Raw genomic sequence first — 23444 nt, forward strand, 5'->3', positions numbered from 1 at the left:
CGGTTCATGGGGCGCCGGGAGGCGGGGTGTCAGGACGCCAGTGCCTCCGCTTCCCGCCACCCGCCGGGCGCGAGCGCGCCGTAGAGGGCCGTCAGGCGGCGCGGGTCGCCGGTGGAGCGGGTGCGGACCTCGTCGAGGGTGCGGCGGGCCAGCCCGCTCAGCACCCGGCCGGGCCCGATCTCGGTGTACGCCGTCACCGGGTGGTCCGCGGCCGTGCGCAGCACCTCCACCCAGCGCACCGGCCCGGTCAGCTGGCGGCGCAGCAGGTCCCGCGCCTCGGCGCCGGAGCGGACGTAGTCGCCGGTGACGGAGCTGATGACGGGCAGCACCGGGTCGGCGAACGGGTGGGCCGCCAGGGCCTGGGTGAACTCCTCCTCCACCGCGCTCATCAGCGAGCAGTGGAAGGGCGCGCTCACCTTCAGCGGTACGACCTTCTCGGCGCCCGCGTCCAGCGCGACCCGGCCGGCCTCCTCGACCGCCGAGGCGTGCCCGGAGATCACCGTCTGGAGGGGCTCGTTGTAGTTGGCGACCTCCACCAGGCCGGCGCCGGAGGCGGTGCCGCAGACGGCCAGCACCCGCTCGGCGGGCAGGCCGAGCACGGCCGCCATCGCGCCGGGCACCTCACGGGACACCTCGGCCATCAGCCGTCCGCGCAGCCGCACCAGCTCCAGCGCGGAACCGAGGCTCAGCACCCCGCCCGCCACCAGCGCCGGATACTCGCCGAGGCTGTGCCCGGCGATCGCGGCGGGCTCGTAGCCGGCGTCCCGCAGCAGCTCCCACACCGCGAGACTGGTCGCGGCGATGGCGGGCTGGGTGACCTCCGTGCGGGCCAGCTCCTCCTCGGTGCCGGTGACGCAGATCTCCGACAGCGGCAGCCCCAGGATCTCGTCGGCCCGCGCGAACATCCGCCGCGCCGCCGGGTACTCCGCCAGCAGGTGCGCCGCCATGCCGGGCCGCTGCGAGCCCTGGCCGGGGAACATGGCCAGACAGCCGCTCATCTCCCCGTGACCGCCGGGGCCGGTCGTTGCGGTCATCACGTCCTCCTGGTGAATCCGGTGTGGCGGGTCGTCCTGGTGCTTCGGGTGCTCCGGGTGCTTCCGGTGGGTCGTCTGGTCCCGGCCGGCCGGGCCGAAGCCCGCGGGCCGGTGGGTCCGTTGGGGCCGGTGGGTCCTGCGGGTCCGGTGGGTCCGGCGGGGCCGGACGGGCCGGGGCGGGCGGTGGGGCGGCGGGAGAGCCGGGCGGGGTGTCCGGGGCCGGCGGCGTGGTCGCCGGAGGCGGTCCGCGCGGTCATCACAGGCTCCTTCCGCGGTGCGGGGCGTCGGTGCGGCGCCAGCCCGCCGGATCCGGGGCGGCGGTGGCCGGGACCGGCTCGCGCCACCGGCCCGGTGCTCGCCAGCCGCCGCCGGCCGGACGCGGGCCCGGTGGCTCGGGGGCGGGGCGCACCGCCGCGAGGACGGCCACCAGCGCGGCCAGCTCCTCCGGGGTGGGGTCGCCGCGCAGGACGACCAGCGAGGCGGCGGCCGGCGTGCTCACAGCGGCTCGTTGCCGTGCTTGCGCACCGGCTGCCGGGATCGCTTGGTGCGCAGCATCTCCAGGGACTTGATCAGCACCCGCCGGGTGTCGGCCGGGTCGATCACGTCGTCGACATGACCGCGCCTGGCGGCCACGAACGGGTTCATCAGCTGCTCGGTGTAGTCGGCGACGAGCGCCTTGCGCAGCTCCTCCGGCTCCGGCGAGGCCTTGATCTGCCGGCGGAAGATGATGTTGGCGGCGCCTTCCGCGCCCATCACGGCGGTCTGGTTGGACGGCCAGGCGAACGACAGGTCGGAGCCGATCGACTTGGAGTCCATCACGATGTACGCCCCGCCGAACGCCTTGCGCAGGATGACCTGCACCCGCGGCACGGTCGCCTCGCAGTACGCGTACAGCAGCTTCGCCCCGCGCCGGATGATGGCGTTGTGCTCCTGCTCGGTGCCGGGCATGAACCCGGGCACGTCGACCAGCGTCACCAGCGGGATGTTGAACGCGTCGCAGGTCCGCACGAACCGCGCCGCCTTCTCGGAGGCGTCGATGTCCAGCACCCCGGCCAGCACCGCCGGCTGGTTGCCGACGATCCCGACGGTGTGCCCGTCGAGGCGGGCCAGCGCGCACACGATGTTCGGCGCCCAGGTCTCCTGGACCTCCAGGTAGTCGCCGTCGTCCACGATGTGCCCGATCACCGTGCGGATGTCGTACGGCGTCCGGTCGTCGACCGGCACCAGCCGCAGCAGCTCCTCGCAGCGCCGGTCGGGGTCGTCGTGCGGGGTGACCACGGGCGCCAGCTCGTGGTTGTTGGCGGGCAGGTACGACAGCAGCTCCCGCACCCCCTCGAAGCAGCTCTCCTCGTCGGGGGCGACGAAGCTGGCCACTCCGGTGCGGGTGCCGTGGGTCTGCGCGCCGCCCAGCTCCTCCTGGCTGACCTGCTCGCCGGTCACCGCCTGCACCACGTCGGGGCCGGTGATGAACATGTTGGCCATGCCCTCGACCATGAACGTGTAGTCGGTGAGGGCCGGCGAGTAGACCGCGCCGCCCGCGCACGAGCCGAGCACCACGCTGATCTGCGGCACCACACCCGAGGCGCGCACATTGCGGGCGAACAGCTTGCCGAACCCGGCGAGCGCGTCGATGCCCTCCTGGATACGGGCCCCGCCGCCGTCGTTGAGCCCGATCACCGGGGCGCCGACGGAGTCGGCGAAGTCCAGCAACTGGTGGATCTTGGCGGCGAAGGTGGCGCCCAGCGCCCCTCCGCGCACCCGGGCGTCATGGGCGAAGACGAAGACCGTACGGCCGTCGACCTCGCCCCAGCCGGTGATCACACCGTCGCCCTCGGGGTGCGAGTTCTCCATTCCGAAGCCGGTCGCCCGGTGCTCGGCGAACACGCCCAGCTCGGTGAACGTGCCCGGGTCGAGCAGCTTCTCGATGCGCTGACGGGCGAGCAGCTTGCCCTTGCCGAGGTGCCGGGCCTCGGCCTCGGGGTCGCGGCCGAAGTGGGCCTGGGCCCGACGGGCCGTCAGCTCGTCGGTCAGCTCCGCCATGGTGGGCTGCCGTACCGGTTCCGCCGGCTGCCGGGTCTCGAATGCGGTCTCCGGCAGGCCGGGCAGCACGGCCTGGGGAGCGTCCGATAGAGCCATCGCGGTCCCTCTCTGTCCTGGTGGGGCGGCCTTCGGTTCGACTCTCGGGCACCTGTGTGGGCGAAAGACTGGACTGCTTCTTGACGGGCTGTGTACTCCCAGGTCAGCGCGTTAGACCGGCTCCGCCGCGGGGGTCCGGCCGGGGGCCCGGCCGGGGGTTTCGCCGGGGGTCCGGGCCTCGGTCAGGCCGAGCGCGTAGGTGCGGTACAGACCGTCGAGCCGGTACCGGGTGGGCTGTTCGGCGGGGACGCCGTCCACCACGCCGAGGAAGTGCGCCTCGACCAGCTGCTCGCAGGCGTCCTCGACGGTGCGGAAGTCCTTGCCGAGCACCGGGCACGCCAGATGCGCGTCGAACTCCGCCACCGGCAGGTCCACCAGGCAGCGCAGCACCTCTCTGGCGTCGCTGGGCAGCGAGTTGTACGAGGCGGTGAAGCTGGCCCGCACGCTGAGCGAGCCGTGCGCCAGCTCGTCCAGCCGCCGTTCCTCGTCGGCCAGCCGTTCCGCGTAGCGGCGCAGCGGCCAGTGCGGGCGGGCGTTGAGCCGGACGGCCGCGGCGCGCAGGGCGAGGGGCAGTCCGCCGCAGTAGCGGACGATCGCGGCGGCCGCGGTCGGCTCGCGGGTGACGCGTTCCTCCCCGACGATCCGGGCCAGCAGCCGCACGCCGTGGCCCTGCGGCAGCTCGGACAGCTGCACCACCCGGGCGCCTGGCGGGGTGCCGAGCCGGTTGCGGCTGGTGACCAGCACCGAGGTGTCGGAGCTGCCCGGCAGCAGCGGTTGCAGCTGGTCGTCGTCGGCGGCGTCGTCCAGGACGACCAGCAGCCGGCGGCCGGCCAGTGCCGAGCGGTAGACCTCGGCGCGTTCGTCGGGGTCCCGTGGGATGCGCGCCGGATCGGTGCCGAGGGCCCGCAGCAGCCGTCCGAGCACCGAGTACGGGTCGGCCGGGTGGTCGCCGCTGCCGCGCAGCCCGGCGTACAACTGGCCGTCGGGGAAGGCGGACTGCATACGGTGGCCGAGGTGCACGGCGAGTGCCGTCTTGCCGCTGCCGCCGCCGCCCACCAGCAGCACCGAGGGCGGCGGTGGTCCGCCGGGGGCGGTCAGCGCGCGCTGGGCGACCGCGATCTCCCGTTCCCGGCCCGTGAAGTCGGGCAGGTCGAGCGGGAGCATCTGCGGGACGGCGGGCGTCGCGCGCGGGGCGGGCGGCGCGGTGAGCCGCACGGGCGGTCCCGGAGCGGGTTCGGGTGGTGGCGCCGGTTCCATGGACTCGCCGCGCAGAATCGTTTCGTACAGCTGCTGGACCCGCTGGGACGGGTCCGTGCCCAGCTCCTCGGCGATCAGCCGGCGCATCGACTGGTAGTGCTCCAGCGCGGCCACGCTGCGGCCGTCCAGATAGAGCGCGCGCATCAGCCGCTCGCCGAGCTGTTCGGAGAGCGGGTCGGTGAGCAGGGCGGCGCGCAGCTCGGCGAGCACGGTGCCCGGCCGGCCCAGCCGCAGTTCGGTGTCGGCCCACTGGCTCAGCGCCTCGTGCCGCAGCTGCCGCAGGGTCTGCCGGACCCGCCCCGCCCAGTCGCTGTGCATACCGCCCAGCGCGTCCCCGCGCCACATCGCCAGCGCCTGCTGGAGGACCGCGCTGCGCTGCCGGTCGCCCACGTCCTCGCGCTGGGCGCTTCTGAGCAGCCGCCGGAAGCGCACCAGGTCGACGGCGCCCGGGTCCGCCTCGACCCGGTAGCCCGCCGGCGTCCTGACCAGGCCGATCGGCTCGGGCAGATCCTCGGAGGCCCGGGCCAGCGCGCGGCGCAGCCGGGTGACGTAGGTGTGGACGACGTTGCGGACGCCCGCGGGGGGCCGGTCGCCCCATACGCGGTCGACGAGGGACTCCAGCGGCACCGGCTGTTCGGGATCCACCAACAGGGCACCGAGGATGCCGCGTTGGCGGGCGGGCCCGATGTCGGCCACGGCACTGCCGGTCCACAGTTCTATCGATCCCAGTATCCGGAGCTCCATGGAAGATCACCCGCATCCTTTCGGTGCCCGGAAAGCTAGCTTTGGCCAGTGCAGCGCCCCTAGAGTTCCGCTCTGCCCCACCGGAGCGGAAAATTCCACTCCGTTACGCCTCTGACCTGCGGCGCTTGCGCACGAGGCGGGTCCGAGGCAGGTGCTAGTCACGGACGAGGCGGGGACGAGGCGGGGCCGAGAGCGGTGCGAGGCGGGCCTAAGGCGCGTGCGAGGCCGGCCCGAGGGACAGGCGAGGTACCGCGCCTAGCGTCGCCGGCGACCGGACAACCGGACCAGCCGACGCGTGGAGGAATCCCATGGCCACCGAAGAACACGAGTTCCACCTGCCCGGCGCCGATCTGCCGGCCCCCGACGAGGAGCTGCGCAAGAAGCGCGAGGCGGTCGTCATGGAGCACACCATCGCCGAGACCGTCTGGGACATCGACGGTGTGCTCGCCACCTTCCCGCGCGGCGGCGTCTACCGCGTCATGCCGTTCGAGGAGGGGCCGCTGATCGGTGAGGAGGCCATCAAGAAGGGCTACTTCGCCGAACTGCGGACCGCCTTCCCGGAGCTGGACCACGACCTCTTCCACGTCCACCACACGCCGACCGCGGTGATCCTGGAGGCCCAGGTCCGCGGCGAGCAGAAGGCGGACTGGCGGGGCATCCCCAACCGGGGCAAGAGCGTCGACGCCCCCGTCGCCGTCTTCTTCCACTTCGACGGCGACGTCCTCATCGACGAGACGCTCTACTTCGACCTCGACACCTTCCGCCGCCAGCTCGCCTGAGCCGCCGCGGGTCGCGACCGGGCCGGGGCCCCGCACGGGAGACCCCGGCCCGCGGTGCGGCGCGCACCCACTGACCACGGACCGTCCACCGAGTGACAAGGACCGACGCGTGACCGTGACCCGGGCGGGGCGGCAGCCGAAGCCGCCGCAGACCCTCTCCGAGGGGGTGCGGCACCTCACCCTGGAGGCGGCCGGCCTCGAACTGTCCTGTCTGCTCGCCGAGGCGAGCCCGGGGCCGCCGCGGGCCACCGTGGTGGCCGTGCACGGCGGTGGGATGCGGGCCGGCTACTTCGACGGGCAGGCCCACCCCGACCTCTCCCTGCTCACCCTCGGCGCCCGCCTCGGCTTCACGGTGCTGGCCGTCGACCGCCCCGGCTACGGAGGTTCCGCCGCCGCGCTCCCCGAGGGCCAGACCCTGGCCGAGCAGGCGGCGGTGCTGTCCGCCGCGCTGGAGGAGTTCGGCGCCCGCCACGCCACCGGCGCGGGCGTCTTCCTGCTCGGCCACTCCTACGGCGGCAAGCTCTCCCTGGTGACGGCCGCGCGCACGCCGGGTCTTCTCGCCCTGGACATCTCCGGCTGCGGCCACCGCTACGACATCGAACCGGCCGACATCCCGCGGGTGCGCCGCCGGATGCACTGGGAGCGCAACTGGGGTCCGCTGGACCTCTATCCGCCGGGCACCTTCCGCGCGGCCGACGCGCTGGTCGCCCCGATGCCGCCGCGCGAGGCGGCCGAGGTGACCCGGTGGCCCGACATGTTCGAGGAACTGGCGCCCGCCCTCCGCGTCCCGCTGCGCCTCACCTTCGCCGAGCACGAGGCGTGGTGGCTGCACGGCGCCGAGGACCTGGCGGAACTGACCTCCCATCTGACCTCGGCGCCCGTCGTCCGCGTCGAGCGACAGCCCGCCGCCGGCCACAACATCAGCCTCGGCTGGGCCGCCCGCGGCTACCACCTGCGGGCCCTGGCCTTCTTCGAGGAACGCCTTCAGCGACTGCGCGCGGACACTCCTTAGGGGGCGTCCGGCCGGCGTCAGCCGCCCCCGGCGGTGCGCAGCCGCCGGGCGATCTCCAGCTGTTCCTCCTCCAGGGAGCGGCCCTCCTCCACCTCCCACAGACAGTTCTGGAGCACACGGGCGAGACACCAGGCGCGGGCCCGGGCGCGGTCCAGGGCCAGGACGTCCGTCATGGCGTCGAAGCGCGGGCGCACCTCGTCCGGGTCGAAGCGGTTGTCGATCGCCGGGAGCAGATCGAACGCGGGGTCGCCGGCGAGCGGCTTGGGGTCGATGGCGAGCCAGTCGGCGCGATCGGCGGCGAGGACGTTGTCGTAGTGCAGGTCCCAGTGCAGGAGCCGGTCGCCGGGCTCGTCCACGACCTCCCGCAGCGCCGCCGAGCAGTCGGCGAGCAGGCGCCGGTCCCGCGGGTCGGGGATCCGCCGCAGCACCGCGGGCGTCCGCTCCAGCATGGCCCGCGCGATGTCCGCGAGCCGGCGCATCCCGGGCGGCGCGGGGAGGCGGTGGAGGCGGGCGAGCAGCCGGGCGAGGACCAGCACGGCCTCGCGGCTGTCGGGGAGGTGGCCGAGCGAGCGCGCCGGGTCGAGGCGTTCCAGCAGCAGGGTGCCGGTGCCGGCGTCGTGGTCGAGGAGCCGGACCGCGCCGTCGCCGTCCCACGCCCGCAGCGCCAGGTGCTCGCCCTCGCTCTCGTCGTCGAGGAGCTGGAGCTTGAGCACGGCGGCCGTGCCGTCCGCGCGGACCACCGGCAGCACCAGCGCGGTCCAGCCGTACATGGACGGCCCGTCCAGCCGAAGTCGCCAGCGGTCCAGGAACCCGGCGGCCAGTTCCGGCAGCCGCGCGATGAACGCGCGGCCCCGGTCGCCGTTGAACTTCGCCTGTGAGGCGGCCAGTTGCTCGGGTACGTCGATCACCCGGCCGAGCCTACGCGGCGTAACCGCCCCAAAGTCCACGGATTCCGCAGCAGACACCGGCGCCCCGGCCGGGTTAACGTCCGGGTCCATGAGCAGCGGTGTCGTGAACGGCGGAATCTCCTTCTGGTACGCGGACGACGGCTTCCCGGCGGCCCGGCCGCCGCTGGACGGTGACGCCTCCGCGGACGTGGTGATCGTGGGCGGCGGCTACACGGGCCTGTGGACGGCGTACTACCTGAAGAAGGCGGCGCCCTTCCTGCGCGTCACCGTGCTGGAACAGAAGTTCTGCGGCTACGGCGCCTCCGGCCGCAACGGCGGCTGGCTGTACAACGGCATCGCGGGCCGCGACCGGTACGCGAAGCTGCACGGCCACGAGGCCGCCGTACGCCTCCAGCGGGCCATGAACGACACCGTCGACGAGGTGATCCGGACGGCTGAGGCGGAGGGCATCGACGCGGACCTGCACAAGGGCGGCGTCCTGGAGGTCGCCCGCACCCCCGCCCAGCTCGCCCGCCTGAAGGCCTTCCACGCGGCGGAGCTGGCGTTCGGCGAGAAGGACCGGGAGCTGTACGGCGCCCGTGAGACCGCCGAGCGGATCCGGGTCGCGGACGCGGTCGGCTCGACGTGGACGCCGCACGGGGCGCGGCTGCACCCGGTGAAGCTGGTCAAGGGCCTCGCGGCGGCCGCCGAGGCGCTCGGCGTGGTCATCCACGAGTCGACGCCGGTCACGCGGATCGAGCCGAAGCACGCGGTGACGCCGTACGGCACCGTCCGCGCGCCGTACGTCCTGCGCTGCACCGAGGGCTTCACCGCCTCCCTGGAGGGCCAGAAGCGCACCTGGCTGCCCATGAACTCCTCGATGATCGCGACCGAGCCGCTGACCGAGAAGCAGTGGGCGGAGCTGGGCTGGGACGGCCGGGAGACGCTGGGCGACATGGCGCACGCCTACATGTACGCGCAGCGCACCGCCGACGGCCGGATCGCGCTCGGCGGGCGCGGAGTGCCGTACCGCTTCGGCTCGCGCACCGACAACGACGGCCGCACCCAGGACGCGACCGTGGAGGCGCTGCGCGAGGTCCTGCTCGCCTTCTTCCCCGCCCTCGCCGGACTGCGGATCGAGCACGCCTGGTCGGGGGTGCTGGGGGTGCCGCGCGACTGGTGCGCCACCGTCACCCTGGACCGCACGACCGGCCTCGGCTGGGCGGGCGGCTACGTCGGCTCCGGCGTCGCCACCGCCAACCTGGCCGCCCGCACCCTGCGCGACCTCGTCCGGCAGGACTCCGGTCAGGCGGGCCGCACCGAGCTGACCGATCTGCCGTGGGTGGGCCACAAGGTCCGCAAGTGGGAGCCGGAGCCGCTGCGCTGGCTCGGCGTGCACGGCATGTACGCCACCTACCGCACCGCCGACCGCCGCGAGAGCGCCGCCCACACCACCACCTCCTCCCGCCTGGCCCGCTGGGCGGACCGGGTGGCGGGGCGGCACTAGGGGGTGTCTCGCCGATCATGCCGGGCTCCCGGCCTGATCGAGGAGACACCCCCTAGGCCCGGCCGGGGTCGCGGATCGGGAGGTTCCCGGTCTCAGGACACCGATTGGCGCACCGGTGTCTCCTGCGGCGACCCGCGTTTCGGGGGTCTCGTCGTCACCATCAGGGTGGCGACCAGGGAGGCGAGGAGCATGATCGCGGCGGCCCACCAGATGGCGACGGTGTAGCCGTGCACGATGCCTTCGCGGGTGACGAGGTCGCGCTGGGCGGGGTCGGTCAGGTGGGCGGCGATGTAGGTGGTGCTGCTGGTGGTGGCGATGGTGTTCAGCAGGGCGGTGCCGATGGAGCCGCCGACCTGCTGCGAGGTGTTGACGGTGGCCGAGGTGACCCCGGAGTCCCGCGGCGCGACGCCGGCGGTGGCGGTGGAGAACACCGGCATGAACGTCAGGCCCATGCCGAGGCCGAGCAGGATCAGCGCGGGCAGGATGTCGGTGGCGTAGGACGAGTGCACCGTCATCCGGGTGAGGATCAGCATTCCACAGGCGGCCAGCAGCATGCCGGGTGCCATCAGCAGACGCGGGCCCACGCGCGGCAGCAGCCGGGCGGAGATCTGGGTCGAGCCGGTGATGATCGAGGCGGTGAGCGGCAGGAAGGCCAGGCCCGTCATGACGGGGGAGTAGCCCAGGATCACCTGGAGGTAGTACGTCATGAACAGGAACAGGCCGAACATGCCGATCACGGCGAGACCCATGGTCAGGAAGCAGCCCGCCCGGTTGCGGTCCTTGAGGATGTGCAGCGGCAGCAGCGGGGTGCGGGCGCGGCCCTGCCACCACACGAAGACCGTGAGGAGGGCCACGCCGGCCGCGAGCAGTCCGAGCACCAGCGGGTCCGTCCAGCCCTTCGGCTCCGCCTCGCTGAAGCCGTAGACGATCGCGATCAGGCCGCCGCAGCCGAGCAGGACGCCCGGCACGTCCAGCCGGACCTCGGCGTGGCCGGGGCGGTCGTGCAGCAGGACGTAGGCGCCGATCACGCCGAGGACGGCGATGGGCACGTTGACGTACAGGCACCAGCGCCAGCCCAGGTACTCGGTGAGCAGGCCGCCGACGATGAAGCCGATGGCCGCGCCGCTGCCGGCCAGCGCGCCGTAGATGCCGAAGGCCTTGCCGCGCTCCTTGGGGTCGGTGAACGTCGTGGTGAGCAGGCTGAGCGCGGACGGGGCGAGGACGGCGGCGAACACGCCCTGGAGGGCGCGGGCGCCGAACAGCATGCCGGGGGTGGTGGCCGCGCCGCCGAACGCGGAGGCGGCGGCGAAGCCGACCAGCCCGATCACGAAGGTGCGTTTGCGGCCCACCAGGTCGGCGATCCGGCCGCCGAGCAGCAGCAGTCCGCCGAAGGCCAGCGTGTAGGCGGTGATCACCCACTGCCGGTCGCCGTCGGACATGCCGAGGTCGCGCTGGGCCGAGGGCAGCGCGATGTTCACGATGGTCGCGTCCAGGACGACCATCAGCTGCGCGAGCGCGATGACCACCAGCCCCCACCAGCGGCGGCGGGCGGCGGCGTCCCGGGAAACGGTCGGGTCACCTTCTCGGGGGACACTCATTCAGCCACATGACCACGACCGCGGGCCGCCCGCATCCCGGGCGGCTCTCCGCTCACCCGCCCGGGCGGCACGGCGTCCCGTTCAGGGCTCCAGCACCACCTTGCCGGTCGTCCCGCGCGTCTCGAGCGCCCGGTGGGCCGCCGCGGCCTCGGCGAGGGGGAAGCGGTGGACGGCGGGGACGAGGCGGCCCGCGGCGGCCTCGGCGAGGGCGCGCAGCTCCAGGGTGCGGATCGGGTCGGGGCCGCCGGCCTTCCGGGTCATCACCGGGCCGAGGACCTGCTCGGACACCCCTTCGACCAGGTACGGCGTCCCGTCGTGCAGTCCTTCCCCGGACCAGCCGAACACCAGGTGGCGGCCGCCGGGCCCGAGCAGCGCGACGGACGCGCGGGCCGCGTCGCCGCCGACGCCGTCGAAGACGAGGGTGGCCGCCCGGCCGCCGAGCCAGGCGCGCACCTTCTCCGGCCAGCTCGGGTCCGTGTAGTCGACGGCGAGGTCGGCGCCGTTCGCCTGGACCTTGGCGGTCTTCGCGGGGCCGCCCGCCAGGCCGACGACGGTGGCGCCGGCGTTCCTGGCGTACTGCACCAGCAGGGTGCCGATGCCGCCGGCGGCGGCCGGGACCACGACCACGTCGTCCGGCCCCGGCTCGGCGAACTGCACGATCCCCATCACCGTCCGCCCGGTCCCGATCATGGCGACGGCCTGGGCGAAGTCGAGGTTCTCCGGGATCTCGTGGACGCGTTCGGCGCCGGTGACGGCGAGCGCCGCGTAGCCGCCGGGCGCGAACCCGAGGTGGGCGACGACCCGCTTGCCGAGCCAGATCCCGTCGACGCCCTCGCCGAGCGCGTCGACGACACCGGCGACCTCACGGCCGGGGACGGTCGGCAGCTCGGGCACCGCGGGCAGCGGGCCGCGCAGGCCCTCGCGCAGCGCGGTGTCCAGCAGGTGCACCCCGGCCGCCGCGACGGCGATGCGGAGCTGTCCGGGGCCGGGGGCGGGGTCCTCGACCTCTTCGAGGACGAGGTTCTCGGCGGGGCCGAAGGCGTGGAGTCGGATGGCGCGCATGGCTTTCCCCCCAGGGGTGACGGTCCGGCGTCGTACGGCCCCACTCTTCGACCTCAAGCATGCTTGAGGTCAAGCCGCTCCGATCCGTGCCGGCCGAGCGCCAGCGACACCGCGGTCAGCGCGCTGTTGAAGGACACCTCCGACAGCACCCCGGGCGCGGCGACCTGATCGCCCGCCAGGTACACGCCGTCCCCGCGGTCGACGGCCGGACGGTCGCGCCAGGTGGTGCCGGGCAGGTCGACGGCGCCGGTGCGGTGGTTCGCGGTCGCCTCCCGCCGCCAGGTGACCCGCTCGCGCCAGCCCTCGAAGCCGAGGTCGAGCAGCTGTTCGGCGCGGGCGACGCCGTCGGCCCGCGACTCGTCCGGCCCGATCGGGATCTGCCCCTGGATCAGCTGCTCCCCGGCCGGCGCGAGCGTGCGGTCCTGCGCGGTGAACCGCTCGATCCAGCCGGGCGCGTCCAGGTCGGAGACGGCGAACGCGTCACCGCGCCGGGTGCGCAGCGCGAGGTCGATGAGGGCCGTACGGCCGCTCGGCCAGGTCAGCGTCTCGTCCCCGAGCAGCCGGCGGGCGGCGTCCAGCGAGGTGGCGACGATGACGGGCCCGTCGGTGGGCAGGGCGTCGACCCGGGACAGCGTCTCGATCCGCACCCCCAGGTTCCAGGCTCGCCCCGCCATCCGGTCGATCACGCTCGCCCAGCCGCCGCGCGGGTAGTGCGCCTCGGGCGGCAGCTTGGTGGCCCGGCGCAGCCGCTCCTGCACGAACGCGGCGGACAGCGAGCCGGGGTCGTGGTGGAAGAGCGCGACGGCGCAGTAGTGCGCGGCGGCGCGGGCGCCCTCCTCCCCGGCCTGCTCGGTCGCCCAGGACAGGAAGTCGACGTCGACGGGGGCCCGGCGGGCGCCGCGCCGCAGCAGCTTGAGCATGGCGAAGGGCGGGGTGCGGCGCAGGACGCCGTGGTGGCGCAGCCGCAGCCGGGCGGCCTCCAGCGGCGGGAGGGGGGCGAGCGGACCGATCAGGTCCCGCTGCCGCAGCCAGGCCCAGTGCGGGCCGCCGTTGTAGAGCGCGTGCGGGCCCTCGTTCGTCCGGTACGGCCCCTGGGCGGTCCGGGCCCGCCCGCCGAGGGTGTGGTGCGCCTCGTGGACGGTGACCTGGGCGCCCGCTTCGGCGGCGGTGATCGCTGCGGTGAGACCGGCGAGGCCGCCGCCGATGACGGTGATGCGGTGCATGGGGTGGATCTCCCTCGGGTTCGGGTCGCGTCGCCTTCGTGCATGGAGGACGGATCGGGGGCCCGGAAATGTGACATGGCGCGGAGTGCCGCAGGTCAAAGGCGTTGTCGGTGCGGGCGGGCACCATGGGGGGCATGACGAGCGAAGCGGCGGGCGGGACGACGGTGAAGGGCGCGCGGCGGCCGGAGGTGCGGCTGCCACCGCTGGAGCCGTACGAGGGGCAGCGCCTGGAGCCGGACGGCGACTACGACGGGCTGGCCTTCCAGGAGGCCGACCTGACCGGGCAGGACGGCGGCGGCGCCCGCTTCATGGACTGCGCGCTGACCGGCTGCACCGTGACCGAGACCCGGCTGCGCCGCGCCCGCCTCCTCGACTCCGTCCTCACCGGCATCCAGGGCGTGGGCACCGACCTGGCCGATTCCTCGCTGCGGGACGTGCGGCTGGTCGATCCGCGGCTGGGCGGGGTGCAGTGGCACGGCGCGGTGCTGGAGCGGGTGGTGATCACCGGCGGCAAGCTCGACTACCTGAACCTGCGCAAGGCCCGCCTCAGAGACGTCGTCTTCGAGAACTGCGTGCTGGTCGAGCCCGACTTCGGCGGCGCCCGGCTGGAGCGGGTGGAGTTCGTGGACTGCGCGGTGAAGGGCGTCGACTTCACCGCGGCGACCCTCAAGGACGTGGATCTGCGCGGCGCGGAACCGCTGGAGATCGCGGGCGGGCCGGACCGGCTGTCGGGGGCGGTGATCAGCCCGGGGCAACTGGTGGATCTGGCCGAGGTGTTCGCGGCGGCACTGGGCGTGCGCGTGGTGTGACCCCGGCGCCGCTCACGGCAGCCGGGGGAAGCGCGCCTGGAGCGTCCAGATCGCCGGGTTCTCCGCCAGGTCCTCGTGCAGATCGCACAGGTCGGCGATCAGATCGTGGAGGAAGTCGCGGGCCTCGCGGCGCAGTTCGGAGTGGGAGAAGGTCAGCGGCGCCTCCTCGGCCGGCATCCAGTCGGCCTCGATGTCCACCCAGCCGAAGCGGCGCTCGAAGAGCATGCGGTCGGTGGACTCGGTGAAGTCCAGCTCCGCGTGCTGGGGGCGGGAGGCGCGGGAGCCCGCCGGGTCGCGGTCCAGCTGCTCCACGATGTCGCACAGGGCCCAGGCGAAGTCCAGCACCGGCACCCATCCCCAGGCTGTGGACAGCTCCCGGTCCGCCTTGGCGTCGGCGAGGTAGACGTCGCCGCAGAACAGGTCGTGCCGCAGGGCGTGGACGTCCGCGCGGCGGTAGTCCGTCTGCGGCGGGTCCGGGAAACGGTTGGAGAGGGCGTAGCCGATGTCGAGCACGTGAGTGATGGTGTCACGTCGCCGCGGCCGCAGGGCCCCGGGATCCGCCGCCATAGGATCACGGACGTGTCCCGTTTCGCGCCCGTTGTCCCCGCCGCCGTCTCCGCGTCCCTGGCCCTCGCCCTGACCGCCTGCGGCGGCGGCGTCGAGGGCACGCCCGGCGGCTCCGGTGTGCGCGACCCGTACTTCCCCAGGGCCGGCAACGGCGGATACGACGTCACCCACTACGCCCTGGCCCTCGACTACACCCCCGCCACCCGCCGCCTCACCGGTCACGCCGTCGTCACCGCCCGCGCCACCCGGCCGCTGTCCGCGCTCAACCTCGACCTCGACGGACTGACGGTCCGCTCCGTCACCGTCGACGGCACCACCGCCGCCTGGAACCACGCCGGCCAGGAACTCACCGTCCGCCCGCGCGACGAACTCCGCGAGGACGCCGTCTTCGAGGTCGCCGTCCGCTACTCCGGCACCCCCGTCACCGTCACCGACCCCGACGGCTCCGAGGAGGGCTGGCTGCCCACCGCCGACGGCGCGCTGGCGCTCGGCCAGCCGGTCGGCTCGATGGCGTGGTTCCCCGGCAGCCACCACCCCTCCGACAAGGCGTCGTACGACATCGCGGTGACCGTGCCGCGCGGCCTCGCGGCCGTGTCGAACGGGGAGCCGGCCGGCGAGCGCACCACGGGCGGGCGGACCACCCACACCTGGCGCACCGCCGAGCCGATGCCCAGCCACGCCGCCACGCTGGTGATCGGGCGGTACGAGATCCGGCGCGGCCGGACGGCGGACGGCCTGCCGGTGCACACCGCCGTCGACCCGGCCGAGTCGGCGGCGAGCCGCCCGGTGCTGGCCCGCCTGCCCGAGGTCCTGGCGTGGGCGCGGGACACCTTCGGGCCGTACCCGTTCTCCTCCACCGGCGCGATCGTCACCGCGCCCGGCAGCGCCGGGTACGCCCTGGAGACCCAGAACCGCCCCGTCTTCCCCGGCACCCCCGACCTGCCGCTCCTCGTCCACGAACTGGCCCACCAGTGGTACGGCGACTCGGTCACCCCGAAGAGCTGGCGGGACATGTGGCTCAGCGAGGGCTTCGCGACCTACGCGGAGTGGCTGTGGGCGGAGGAGCACGGCGGGGACAGCGCCCAGCGGACCTTCGAGGCGCTCTACGACCACGGCGAGGACACCCACCCCGACCTGTGGGCCTTCCCGCCGGCCCGGCCGGACGGCGCCGAGAACATCTCCGCCGACCCCGTCTACCAGCGCGGCGCGATGGTCCTGCACAAGATCCGGCAGCTCCTCGGCGACAGCGCCTTCCGCGCCCTGCTGCGCGACTGGGCCGCCGACCACCGCCACGGCAACGCCTCCACCGAGGACTTCACGGCCTGGGTCGAACAGCGGGCGCCGGACAAGGACCTGTCCGGCGTCTGGGAGGACTGGCTGTACGGCGACGGACGGCCCGACCGGCCCTGAGGCTCAGGCACCCGTCTTCCGCTCGCCCGCCGCCCACTCCTCCAGCAGCCCCGCCAGCCCCGGCGGCCACACCGGGTCCCGTTCCTCGGTCAGTTCCGCCGGTGTCCACCAGCGCCAGGTGAGGATCCCGTCGGCCGCGTGCGCGGCGGCGAGCTGGGGGCCGGCGGGCTCCCGGCGCGGGCCGCGGGTGACGTACACGTGCTCGTGCTGCCGTACGGGGACGCCGGAGTGGGTGAAGTCGTGCTCCCAGGTGCACAGCAGCGGGCCCGGCTCCAGGTCGGTCCAGCCGGTCTCCTCGGCCAGCTCCCGCAGGGCGCCCTCGCGCGGGCCCTCACCGTCCTCCAGACCGCCGCCGGGCAGCGCCCAGTGGACGCCGACCTCCACGTTGTCGTACCGGAAGAGCAGCACCGCGCCCTGCGGGTCCACCACGGCGACCCGGGCGGCGCGGCGCGGGGTGCGCAGCGGCTTGCACAGCACCGCGCAGGGGCGGCCGAGGGCACGGTCGGGGCGGTGGGCGACGATCTCGAAACCGAGCGAGGTCCAGAAGGCCAGCGCCTTGGGGTTGTTGTCGAGGACGGCGAGCCGCAGCCCGGTGCGGCCCGCGGCCCGGAACCGGTCCTCGACGAAGGCGGCGATCCGGCGCCCGAACCCCTGCCGCCGCACGGCCGGATCCACCATCAGCAGCCCGATCCACGGATCCGGGTCCGCCGGGTCGGGATGCCGGGCGAGCGTGATCGCCATCCCCACCAGCCGCCCCTCGCTGCGCGCGAGCAGCACCTCGCTGCCGGGCTGCGCCAGCTCCTGTGCCAGCGCCACCGCCACCTGCTCCGGCCGGATGTCGTCCGGGTCCGGGAAGTCCCCGCTGAGCGCCTGGAACTCCCGGTTCGCCGCGTGCAGCGCGGTCAGCTCGGCGAGCAGCGGAGCCGGGATGTCACGGTCGGGCGGGACGTCGAGCACATCGATGATCACAGGGCCAACCTAGGGGGTGTCCTCGGGTTCGGGCCCCGTGCCGGCGGAAAGCCGTCGGGCCCCTCGGCGAGGCGCCGAGAGGCCCGGTGTTCAGGCTGCCGGTCCGTGGGATCAGACGTTGACGCCGAAGTCCTGCGCGATGCCCGCGAGGCCCGAGGCGTAGCCCTGGCCGACGGCGCGGAACTTCCACTCGGCGCCGTTGCGGTACAGCTCGCCGAAGACCATGGCGGTCTCGGTCGCCGCGTCCTCGGACAGGTCGTAGCGGGCGATCTCGGTGCCGCCGGCCTGGTTGACGATGCGGATGTAGGCGTTGCGCACCTGGCCGAAGTTCTGCGAGCGGGACTCCGCGTCGTAGATCGAGACCGGGAAGACGATCTTGTCGACGTCGGCCGGGAGGCCGGCCAGGTTGACGTTGATCGCCTCGTCGTCGCCCGCGCCCTCGCCCGTGCGGTTGTCGCCGGTGTGGACGATGGTCTGGTCCGGGGTCTGCTTGTTGTTGAAGAACACGAAGTGGGCGTCCGAGTAGACCTTGCCCTGGGGGTTGACCGCGATCGCCGAGGCGTCGAGGTCGAAGTCGGTGCCGGTGGTGGTCCGGACGTCCCAGCCGAGGCCCACGGTGACGGCGGTCAGGCCCGGAGCCTCCTTGGTGAGCGAGACGTTGCCACCCTTGGACAGGCTTACAGCCATTGTTGGGAGTCCCTTCCCTCGTTTTCGTACTTTTCGTACGGCAAAAAGCTACAGCTACCCCCATGAACGTCGCGGGGGGTACGCGAGGTTCCAGCTCCTTTACTTTCTTTACCTGCGTTATTCGGGTGACGTGGACCGGACCCGGGCGGGAACATGGACGCCATGTCCGGTCCTCACGTCATCCGCGGCTCCGTCTCGCTTCCCGAGGCCGAGCTCATGTGGCGTTTCTCGCGGTCGTCCGGTCCGGGCGGGCAGCACGTCAACACCAGCGACTCCCAGGTCGAGCTGCGGTTCGACCTCGCCCGCACCGAGGCGCTGCCCGAGGTGTGGAAGGAGCGGGCGCTCCAGAGGCTGGCCGGGCGGCTGGTCGACGGGGTCGTCGTGGTGCGCGCCTCCGAGCACCGGTCCCAGTGGCGCAACCGCGAGACCGCCGCCGTGCGCCTGGCCGCGCTGCTCGCGGAGGCGACCGCGCCGCCGCCCAAGCCGCGCCGGCCGACCCGTGTCCCGCGCGGCATCAACGAACGCCGGCTCCGGGAGAAGAAGCAGCGCTCCCAGACCAAGCGCGGACGCTCCGGCGGCGACTGGTCGTAGCGGGGTCAGTCCAGGTCGAGCACGCCCACCGTCTGTCCGCCGCTCGTCTCCCCGGTGGTGCGGAACCCGAGGCCCAGGTAGAACCCCTCGGGTCCGTCCGGGCCGGGGTGCCAGGTGACGTACAGCTCCTTGCCGCCCCGGCGGCGGATCTCCGCGGCCACGGACTCCACGGCGAAGCGGCCGTAGCCCTTGCCCTGCTCCTCGGCCGCGATGTTCAGGCGCCACAGGCCGGACCGCAGGACGGTGCCGTCGGCGTGCCAGTCGATGTCGAGGAAGGCCATCAGGAAGCCGACCGGGCGGCCCTCGTCGGTGATGAGGCGGGGCCAGGCGACCCCGGCGGGATGGACGTACGCCTCGGCCAGGGACCGCGTCACGGGGGAGACCGCGTGCTCCTGGTCGGGGCGCACCCGGATGCCCGTGGCGGCGTCGAGATTGCCGGGGGTCAGCTCTTCGAGGCGGATCATGCCGGCACCGTACGCCGGTCGGTCTCGCGCGGGCGAGGGAGATTCCGGCTCAGCCCAGCTGCCGGTACCGGCCCTGGAAGTACGTCAGCGGGCCGCCCTGTGCGCTCGGCACCCGCGCGGTCAGCACCCGGCCGATCACCAGGGTGTGGTCGCCGGCCGTGACGCGCTGTTCGGTGCGGCACTCCAGGGTGGCGAGGGCGCCGTCCACCAGGGGCGCGCCGGAGGCCTCGCCGCGGCGGTGGGAGAGGTCGGCGAAGAGGAGCCGGTCGCTGAGGCGGCCCTTCATGGCGAACCGGCCGGCGATCTGCCGCTGGCTGTCGGCGAGGACGGAGACCGCCCACAGCGGCTGCTCGGCGAGCAGGTCGTCCATGCGGGAGCCCTCGCGCAGGCTGACCATGACCAGCGGTGGGTCGAGGGAGACGGACATGAAGGCGGTCGCGGTCATGCCGACGTCCTCGCCGCCCGGTGCCGTGGGGTCGTCTGGGTCCAGCGGCGGCTCGACCGCGGTCACCAGGACGACACCGGCGGCCAGCCGGGCCATGGCGGCGCGGAACTCGTCGTTGCTCACTCCCTCAGCATGCCCGGCGGGGCGGGGCTGTACGGGCACGGCCGGGGCGGACGGGGGAGTCGGGGCGGAGGGGGGAGTCTTCAGCACGTTCGAAACGCTAGTCTCCGGTGATGGCGCCTCGCATCGGACCTCGGCCCGAAGCCGGTCCTAGGGCTGGAGTCGGACATCCGCGCAAACCATGCGTTCGTTTAACGCACGGGAAAAACGCAGAAACTCCACTCAATTGTTCACGTTCTACTGTGACTTGAGTCACAAGGGGCATGAATTGTTGACCCTGTGTACCGAGTGGGCAGCGCGCTGTGATTCAGTGGCGGGAAGGTAAGAGGGCACCATCCGGAAAAGGCGCCGAAGAGAACCCTTGATTCGCTGCGAGGTCTCGGGGGGAGGGCGAGCATGGAGACCGAGTCGGAGCCGTATGTCCGTCTTGCGTCCCTGCGACAGCTGCACCAGGTCATGGCGGACATGAACACCGCACGCAGCCTGGCCGACACACTGCAGACCGTCGCGGACGGCGTCGTCACCGCCCTCGGGTACGAGCTGGCGTGCGTGAACCTCGTCCGGCCCGACGGCGACCTGGTCGTCGCCGCCTTCTCCGGGAACCCCGCCGCCGAGGCGCTGATCACCGGCCGGGTCGGCTCCCGCCAGTCCTGGGAGCGGCGCCTGAACATGGGCGAGGCCTGGGGCGAGCTGATCTTCATACCCCACACCGAGGGCTGGATACTCGACGACGACGACGTCCCGCAGTGGTACACCGAGGGCCCCGCCCCCCGCTTCGAGGACGAGTGGCACCCCTCCGACCGCCTCTTCGCGCCGATGTACGCGCCCGGCGCCCAGGGCGGCGCCGTCTCCGGCGAACTGATCGGCGTCCTCTCCGTGGACCGGCCGCGCAACGGGCGGCGGCCCGGCGCCTGGGGCCGCGAGGCCCTCCAGATGTACGCCTTCCAGGCCGCCATCGCCATCAGCAACGCCCGGCTGCGCTCCAACATGCAGCGCGCCCTGGTCCGGCTGGAACGCGAGCAGCAGGCGCTGCGGGCCAGCGAGGAGAGCTTCCGCCAGGCCTTCGAGTACGCCCCCTCCGGGATGGCCATCGCCGAGATGGGCGGCGAACAGCACGGTCGCATCCTGCGCACCAACGACGCCCTGTGCCGCCTGCTCGGCCGGCCGGCCTCCGCGATGCGCCGCTACTCCTTCTCCGACCTCGTCCACCCCGAGGACATCGGCACCCTGCTGCGCACCTCCGCCGAGGGCGGCCGGGCCGAGCTGCGCCTCGGCCGCCGGGACGGGACCTACGTCTGGGTGTCGCTGCGCAACTCCGTCGTCGCGGACGCCGCGGACGGCCCGCGCTTCCTGCTGACCCATGTCGAGGACATCGAGGAGCGCAAGCGCCGCGAGCTCCAGCTCGCCCACCGCGCCTCCCACGACTCGCTCACCGGACTGCCGAACTCCGCCGAGCTGCGCTCGCGGCTCTCCGCCCGCCTGTGCCAGCGCCCGCAGTCCGGGCCCTACGACTCCCACGACGCCGCCTACGGCCACCCCGGCTACGACCAGGCCGGCCACGCCTTCGACTTCCCGCCCGGCGTCGGCGAGAGCTACGACGTCTACGACCACCACATCCACACCGTCGCCCCCGAGGGTGAGCACGACGACGGCACCAAGGGCCTCGCGGTGCTCTTCTGCGACCTCGACGGCTTCAAGTCGATCAACGACCGGTTCGGCCACAACGCGGGCGACGCGGTCCTCATCGAGGTCGCCCGCCGCCTCAGCAACGGGGTCCGGGACGGCGACACCGTCGCCCGGCTCGGCGGCGACGAGTTCGTGATCCTCGCCGACGGCCTCGGCCGGGCCGACGCGGCGGACCTGGCCGTGCGGCTGCGCAACGAGATCATCCAGCCGATCCGCGCCGAGGGCCGGGCGGTCCGGGTGGGCGCCAGCTTCGGCATCGGCTGGGCGCACTGCGGGATGACCGCGGACGAAGTGCTCAAGTCCGCGGACGAACGGATGTACGTCGAGAAACGATCTCGTCCCAAACAGCACCGTCGCGCCGGATGAACCGCAGGTCAGCGAAGTGATGCGATCCCGGTCACCCGTTTGGGGCAGTGAGAGCGGGTAGGCTCGCCCTCTCACCACCGCACCGCATCCGTTCCGCACCTGCTTGAGGAGTACGAGGGATGACGCCCGGCAACAACGGCGCGAGCACGCCCGAGGACGACGACCCGTTCGGCTACCTCTACGCCGACGGTCAGGCCAACGGCGCCCAGCCGCCCTCCGGCGGTTACGGCTACCCGAACTCGGTCAGCAGGGTGCGCACGGTCGGCGAGCGGCCGTACGGTCAGCAGGCCACGTACGGGCAGGGCATGCCGCAGCAGCAGCCCGGCCGTCCGCACGCGCACTACGCCGCGCCCGAGACCTATCCGGGCGGCGCCCAGACCACCCAGCAGCCGATGCCCGGCGTCGGGGGCGGCGGCGGACGCCGCGGGCCCAACACCAAAGGGCTGCTGATCGGCGCGATCGCGGTCGTCGCGGCCGTCGTCATCGGTATCGGCGTGGCCATGGTCAGCAGCGACTCCGAGGACGACAACGCGGGCGGCGACGCCACCCCGGCCCCCACCGCCTCGCAGAGCGCCGAGCCCAGCCCGTCGGGCAGCGAGAGCGCGGCGAGCGAGGCGGAGCTGCCGGCCATCGACGCCAAGACGCTCCAGCTCGGCGGCGGTGCCCGCACCGCCTCCGACGTCAAGGGCGCCAAGGCGGACGGCGGCTTCTACGTGACCGGCTTCAACGCCGTCGGCGCCTCCGTCACCTGGAAGGTCGACGGCATCCCGGAGACCGGCAAGTACACGCTGTACACCGGCTACGGCGTGCCCGGCAAGGACGCCACCGCCACCCTCACGGTCAACGGCACCCCCGCCTCCACCCCCGTCGACATGAAGAACTGGGCGAAGGCGGCCGAGGGCGACTACGAGAAGGGCTGGACGCAGACGTACAACTACGTCCAGCTCAACAAGGGCACCAACACCATCACGATCTCCTGCCAGCAGGGCAACCAGTGCGACGCCAACCTCGACCAGCTGTGGCTGGTCAAGGGCTGGGTGGAGTAGCGGGCCCCGGGGCGGTTCAGGCCGCGGTGGCGTCCGCCGTCACCGCGACCCGCCCCAGCAGTTCCTCGTAGGTCCGCCGGTCGAACTCCCCGGCCACCGGGGCCAGTACCGTCGCCGCCGACAGGGCGGTCGCGCGGGCCAGGCGGTCCGGCCAGGGCAGGTGTTCCACCAGGCCCGACAGCAGGCCCGCGACCGCCGAGTCGCCCGCGCCCGTCGGATTGCCGTGCGCCCGGCGCGGCGGGGCGGAGCGCCAGCGGCCCTCCGGGGTCACCGCGAGCAGACCGTCCCGGCCGAGCGAGGCCACCACGGCACGGGCCCCGCGCCGGCGGGCGTCCTGGGTGGCGCGCAGGGGTTCGTGGGAGCCGGTCAGTTCGGCCAGTTCGTCGGCGTTCGGCTTGACGATGTCGGGGCGGGCGGCGATCGCGCGGCGCAGGGGCTCGCCGCTGGTGTCGAGGAGGACCGGGACGCCGGCCGCGCGGGCGGTGCGGATCAGTCCGGCGTAGGCGCCCACGGGGACGCCCGGCGGGAGGCTGCCGCACAGGGCCACCGCGGCGGCGGACGCCAGCAGATCCTCGTAGACCTCCTGGAAGGCGGTCCACTCGGCCGGGGTGATGACCGGGCCGGGTTCGTTGAGCTGGGTGGTGTCGCCGGTCTGCTCGTCGACGACGGCGACGGTGCGCCGGGTGGCGCCGCCGGTCGGGACGAGCGCGTCGGTCACGCCCGGTGCGGTGGTGAGCAGGTCCCGCACGGTGCGTCCGGTGCCGCCGCCCACGAAGCCGGCGACGGCCACCTGGTGGCCGAGGGCCGCCAGCACCCGGGCCACGTTGACGCCCTTGCCGCCGGGCCGCTCGGTGACGTCGGTGACCCGGTGGGTGGTGTGGGGCCGCAGGGACCGGACGCGATACGTGAGGTCGAGAGCGGTGTTCAGTGTGACCGTGAGGATCACCTGGGCCGACCTCCCCCGAGTGAATGCGCTTGTCGAGACGTTTTCCGGAGGCTCGATCATGCCAAAGAGACGGCGGTCGGCCCAGTCCCGGGACCGGCC

At 73.7% G+C, this 23444-nt stretch carries 22 protein-coding genes; 8 read left to right on the forward strand and 14 right to left on the reverse strand.

Going from position 1 to position 23444, the window contains the following annotated elements; genetic code table 11:
- Positions 1 to 29: 29 nt before the first annotated feature.
- From fabD to ABT232_RS24485, 4 genes are all read right to left on the reverse strand, one after another.
- Complete coding sequence (gene fabD, locus ABT232_RS24470) at positions 30 to 1034, reverse strand: ACP S-malonyltransferase (protein WP_351843365.1); 1005 nt, start codon at positions 1032 to 1034, stop codon at positions 30 to 32.
- A 256-nt stretch (positions 1035 to 1290) separates the two neighbouring features.
- Positions 1291 to 1533: an acyl-CoA carboxylase epsilon subunit gene (locus ABT232_RS24475; RefSeq protein ID WP_351843367.1), complete on the reverse strand. Its 243-nt coding sequence runs from the start codon at positions 1531 to 1533 to the stop codon at positions 1291 to 1293.
- Positions 1530 to 3074 carry an acyl-CoA carboxylase subunit beta gene (locus tag ABT232_RS24480; RefSeq protein WP_450871938.1) on the reverse strand — a complete coding sequence of 515 codons (1545 nt, stop codon included), beginning with the start codon at positions 3072 to 3074 and terminating at the stop codon, positions 1530 to 1532. The genes ABT232_RS24475 and ABT232_RS24480 overlap by 4 nt, the downstream gene beginning before the upstream one ends.
- Positions 3075 to 3281: 207 nt before the next feature.
- Positions 3282 to 5171, reverse strand: coding sequence for an AfsR/SARP family transcriptional regulator (locus ABT232_RS24485; protein ID WP_351843371.1), 1890 nt, complete (start codon positions 5169 to 5171; stop codon positions 3282 to 3284).
- A gap of 308 nt (positions 5172 to 5479) precedes the next feature.
- On the opposite strand from ABT232_RS24485, the gene ABT232_RS24490 reads away from it, so the two are divergent.
- Both ABT232_RS24490 and ABT232_RS24495 read left to right on the forward strand, forming a co-directional pair.
- Positions 5480 to 5950: an ester cyclase gene (locus ABT232_RS24490; RefSeq protein WP_351843373.1), complete on the forward strand. Its 471-nt coding sequence runs from the start codon at positions 5480 to 5482 to the stop codon at positions 5948 to 5950.
- A 109-nt stretch (positions 5951 to 6059) separates the two neighbouring features.
- A complete protein-coding gene (locus ABT232_RS24495) occupies positions 6060 to 6962 on the forward strand; it encodes an alpha/beta hydrolase (protein WP_351843375.1) in 903 nt (300 codons plus the stop codon).
- Between the two features lie 17 nt (positions 6963 to 6979).
- Here ABT232_RS24495 and ABT232_RS24500 read toward each other — a convergent pair whose 3' ends face one another.
- Entirely contained in the window at positions 6980 to 7870 is an 891-nt protein-coding gene (locus tag ABT232_RS24500; RefSeq protein WP_351843377.1) for an aminoglycoside phosphotransferase family protein, read from the reverse strand.
- Between the two features lie 88 nt (positions 7871 to 7958).
- Here ABT232_RS24500 and ABT232_RS24505 point away from each other — a divergent pair, with 88 nt between their 5' ends.
- Positions 7959 to 9356 (forward strand): NAD(P)/FAD-dependent oxidoreductase, encoded by a 1398-nt coding sequence (locus ABT232_RS24505; protein WP_351843379.1) that lies wholly within the window; start codon positions 7959 to 7961, stop codon positions 9354 to 9356.
- Between the two features lie 92 nt (positions 9357 to 9448).
- On the opposite strand, the gene ABT232_RS24510 is transcribed toward ABT232_RS24505, so the two are convergent.
- The 3 genes from ABT232_RS24510 to ABT232_RS24520 all read right to left on the reverse strand — a co-directional run bounded on the left by ABT232_RS24510 (position 9449) and on the right by ABT232_RS24520 (position 13239).
- Positions 9449 to 10954 carry an MFS transporter gene (locus ABT232_RS24510; RefSeq protein ID WP_351843381.1) on the reverse strand — a complete coding sequence of 502 codons (1506 nt, stop codon included), beginning with the start codon at positions 10952 to 10954 and terminating at the stop codon, positions 9449 to 9451.
- A gap of 81 nt (positions 10955 to 11035) precedes the next feature.
- Positions 11036 to 12016: a zinc-binding dehydrogenase gene (locus tag ABT232_RS24515; RefSeq protein ID WP_351843383.1), complete on the reverse strand. Its 981-nt coding sequence runs from the start codon at positions 12014 to 12016 to the stop codon at positions 11036 to 11038.
- 53 nt (positions 12017 to 12069) lie between these two features.
- Entirely contained in the window at positions 12070 to 13239 is a 1170-nt protein-coding gene (locus tag ABT232_RS24520; RefSeq protein WP_351843385.1) for an NAD(P)-binding protein, read from the reverse strand.
- 134 nt (positions 13240 to 13373) lie between these two features.
- On the opposite strand from ABT232_RS24520, the gene ABT232_RS24525 reads away from it, so the two are divergent.
- Complete coding sequence (locus ABT232_RS24525; RefSeq protein ID WP_351843387.1) at positions 13374 to 14048, forward strand: pentapeptide repeat-containing protein; 675 nt, start codon at positions 13374 to 13376, stop codon at positions 14046 to 14048.
- Between the two features lie 12 nt (positions 14049 to 14060).
- Here the strand turns inward: ABT232_RS24525 and ABT232_RS24530 are convergent, their stop codons facing one another.
- Positions 14061 to 14561, reverse strand: coding sequence for a hypothetical protein (locus tag ABT232_RS24530; RefSeq protein WP_351843388.1), 501 nt, complete (start codon positions 14559 to 14561; stop codon positions 14061 to 14063).
- A gap of 66 nt (positions 14562 to 14627) precedes the next feature.
- On the opposite strand from ABT232_RS24530, the gene ABT232_RS24535 reads away from it, so the two are divergent.
- The gene (locus ABT232_RS24535) at positions 14628 to 16025 is read left to right on the forward strand and encodes a M1 family metallopeptidase (protein ID WP_351843390.1); all 1398 of its coding nucleotides are present in this window, start codon (positions 14628 to 14630) and stop codon (positions 16023 to 16025) included.
- A gap of 3 nt (positions 16026 to 16028) precedes the next feature.
- Here the strand turns inward: ABT232_RS24535 and ABT232_RS24540 are convergent, their stop codons facing one another.
- The gene (locus ABT232_RS24540) at positions 16029 to 16994 is read right to left on the reverse strand and encodes a bifunctional GNAT family N-acetyltransferase/NUDIX hydrolase (RefSeq protein WP_351843392.1); all 966 of its coding nucleotides are present in this window, start codon (positions 16992 to 16994) and stop codon (positions 16029 to 16031) included.
- A 111-nt stretch (positions 16995 to 17105) separates the two neighbouring features.
- The gene (locus ABT232_RS24545) at positions 17106 to 17681 is read right to left on the reverse strand and encodes a TerD family protein (protein WP_351843394.1); all 576 of its coding nucleotides are present in this window, start codon (positions 17679 to 17681) and stop codon (positions 17106 to 17108) included.
- A 153-nt stretch (positions 17682 to 17834) separates the two neighbouring features.
- Between ABT232_RS24545 and arfB the strand changes: the two genes are divergently transcribed.
- Complete coding sequence (gene arfB, locus ABT232_RS24550; RefSeq protein WP_351843396.1) at positions 17835 to 18272, forward strand: alternative ribosome rescue aminoacyl-tRNA hydrolase ArfB; 438 nt, start codon at positions 17835 to 17837, stop codon at positions 18270 to 18272.
- 5 nt (positions 18273 to 18277) lie between these two features.
- Here the strand turns inward: arfB and ABT232_RS24555 are convergent, their stop codons facing one another.
- Entirely contained in the window at positions 18278 to 18736 is a 459-nt protein-coding gene (locus ABT232_RS24555; protein WP_351843398.1) for a GNAT family N-acetyltransferase, read from the reverse strand.
- Positions 18737 to 18785: 49 nt separating this feature from the next.
- On the reverse strand, positions 18786 to 19391 hold the full coding sequence (locus ABT232_RS24560) for a flavin reductase family protein (protein WP_351843400.1): 606 nt from the start codon (positions 19389 to 19391) through the stop codon (positions 18786 to 18788).
- Positions 19392 to 19697: 306 nt separating this feature from the next.
- On the opposite strand from ABT232_RS24560, the gene cdgB reads away from it, so the two are divergent.
- Both cdgB and ABT232_RS24570 read left to right on the forward strand, forming a co-directional pair.
- Positions 19698 to 21353 (forward strand): diguanylate cyclase CdgB, encoded by a 1656-nt coding sequence (cdgB, locus tag ABT232_RS24565; protein ID WP_351843402.1) that lies wholly within the window; start codon positions 19698 to 19700, stop codon positions 21351 to 21353.
- A 119-nt stretch (positions 21354 to 21472) separates the two neighbouring features.
- Complete coding sequence (locus ABT232_RS24570; protein ID WP_351843404.1) at positions 21473 to 22399, forward strand: carbohydrate-binding protein; 927 nt, start codon at positions 21473 to 21475, stop codon at positions 22397 to 22399.
- 16 nt (positions 22400 to 22415) lie between these two features.
- Here ABT232_RS24570 and ABT232_RS24575 read toward each other — a convergent pair whose 3' ends face one another.
- Positions 22416 to 23345, reverse strand: coding sequence for a 1-phosphofructokinase family hexose kinase (locus tag ABT232_RS24575; protein ID WP_351843406.1), 930 nt, complete (start codon positions 23343 to 23345; stop codon positions 22416 to 22418).
- Positions 23346 to 23444 lie beyond the last annotated feature (99 nt).

The sequence above is a fragment of the Streptomyces sp. NPDC001532 genome, assembly GCF_040298625.1.
Lineage (GTDB): Bacteria > Actinomycetota > Actinomycetes > Streptomycetales > Streptomycetaceae > Streptomyces.

Bases quoted from the DNA above. Each gene is read 5' to 3' on its own strand.
- ABT232_RS24490 (WP_351843373.1), top strand. From the start codon at position 5,480: ATGGCCACCGAAGAACACGAGTTCCACCTGCCCGGCGCCGATCTGCCG.
- ABT232_RS24505 (WP_351843379.1), top strand. From the start codon at position 7,959: ATGAGCAGCGGTGTCGTGAACGGCGGAATCTCCTTCTGGTACGCGGAC.
- fabD (WP_351843365.1), bottom strand. From the start codon at position 1,034: ATGACCGCAACGACCGGCCCCGGCGGTCACGGGGAGATGAGCGGCTGT.
- ABT232_RS24510 (WP_351843381.1), bottom strand. From the start codon at position 10,954: ATGAGTGTCCCCCGAGAAGGTGACCCGACCGTTTCCCGGGACGCCGCC.
- cdgB (WP_351843402.1), top strand. From the start codon at position 19,698: ATGGAGACCGAGTCGGAGCCGTATGTCCGTCTTGCGTCCCTGCGACAG.
- ABT232_RS24485 (WP_351843371.1), bottom strand. From the start codon at position 5,171: ATGGAGCTCCGGATACTGGGATCGATAGAACTGTGGACCGGCAGTGCC.
- ABT232_RS24555 (WP_351843398.1), bottom strand. From the start codon at position 18,736: ATGATCCGCCTCGAAGAGCTGACCCCCGGCAATCTCGACGCCGCCACG.
- ABT232_RS24515 (WP_351843383.1), bottom strand. From the start codon at position 12,016: ATGCGCGCCATCCGACTCCACGCCTTCGGCCCCGCCGAGAACCTCGTC.
- arfB (WP_351843396.1), top strand. From the start codon at position 17,835: ATGGACGCCATGTCCGGTCCTCACGTCATCCGCGGCTCCGTCTCGCTT.
- ABT232_RS24545 (WP_351843394.1), bottom strand. From the start codon at position 17,681: ATGGCTGTAAGCCTGTCCAAGGGTGGCAACGTCTCGCTCACCAAGGAG.
- ABT232_RS24525 (WP_351843387.1), top strand. From the start codon at position 13,374: ATGACGAGCGAAGCGGCGGGCGGGACGACGGTGAAGGGCGCGCGGCGG.
- ABT232_RS24520 (WP_351843385.1), bottom strand. From the start codon at position 13,239: ATGCACCGCATCACCGTCATCGGCGGCGGCCTCGCCGGTCTCACCGCA.
- ABT232_RS24570 (WP_351843404.1), top strand. From the start codon at position 21,473: ATGACGCCCGGCAACAACGGCGCGAGCACGCCCGAGGACGACGACCCG.
- ABT232_RS24480 (WP_450871938.1), bottom strand. From the start codon at position 3,074: ATGGCGGAGCTGACCGACGAGCTGACGGCCCGTCGGGCCCAGGCCCAC.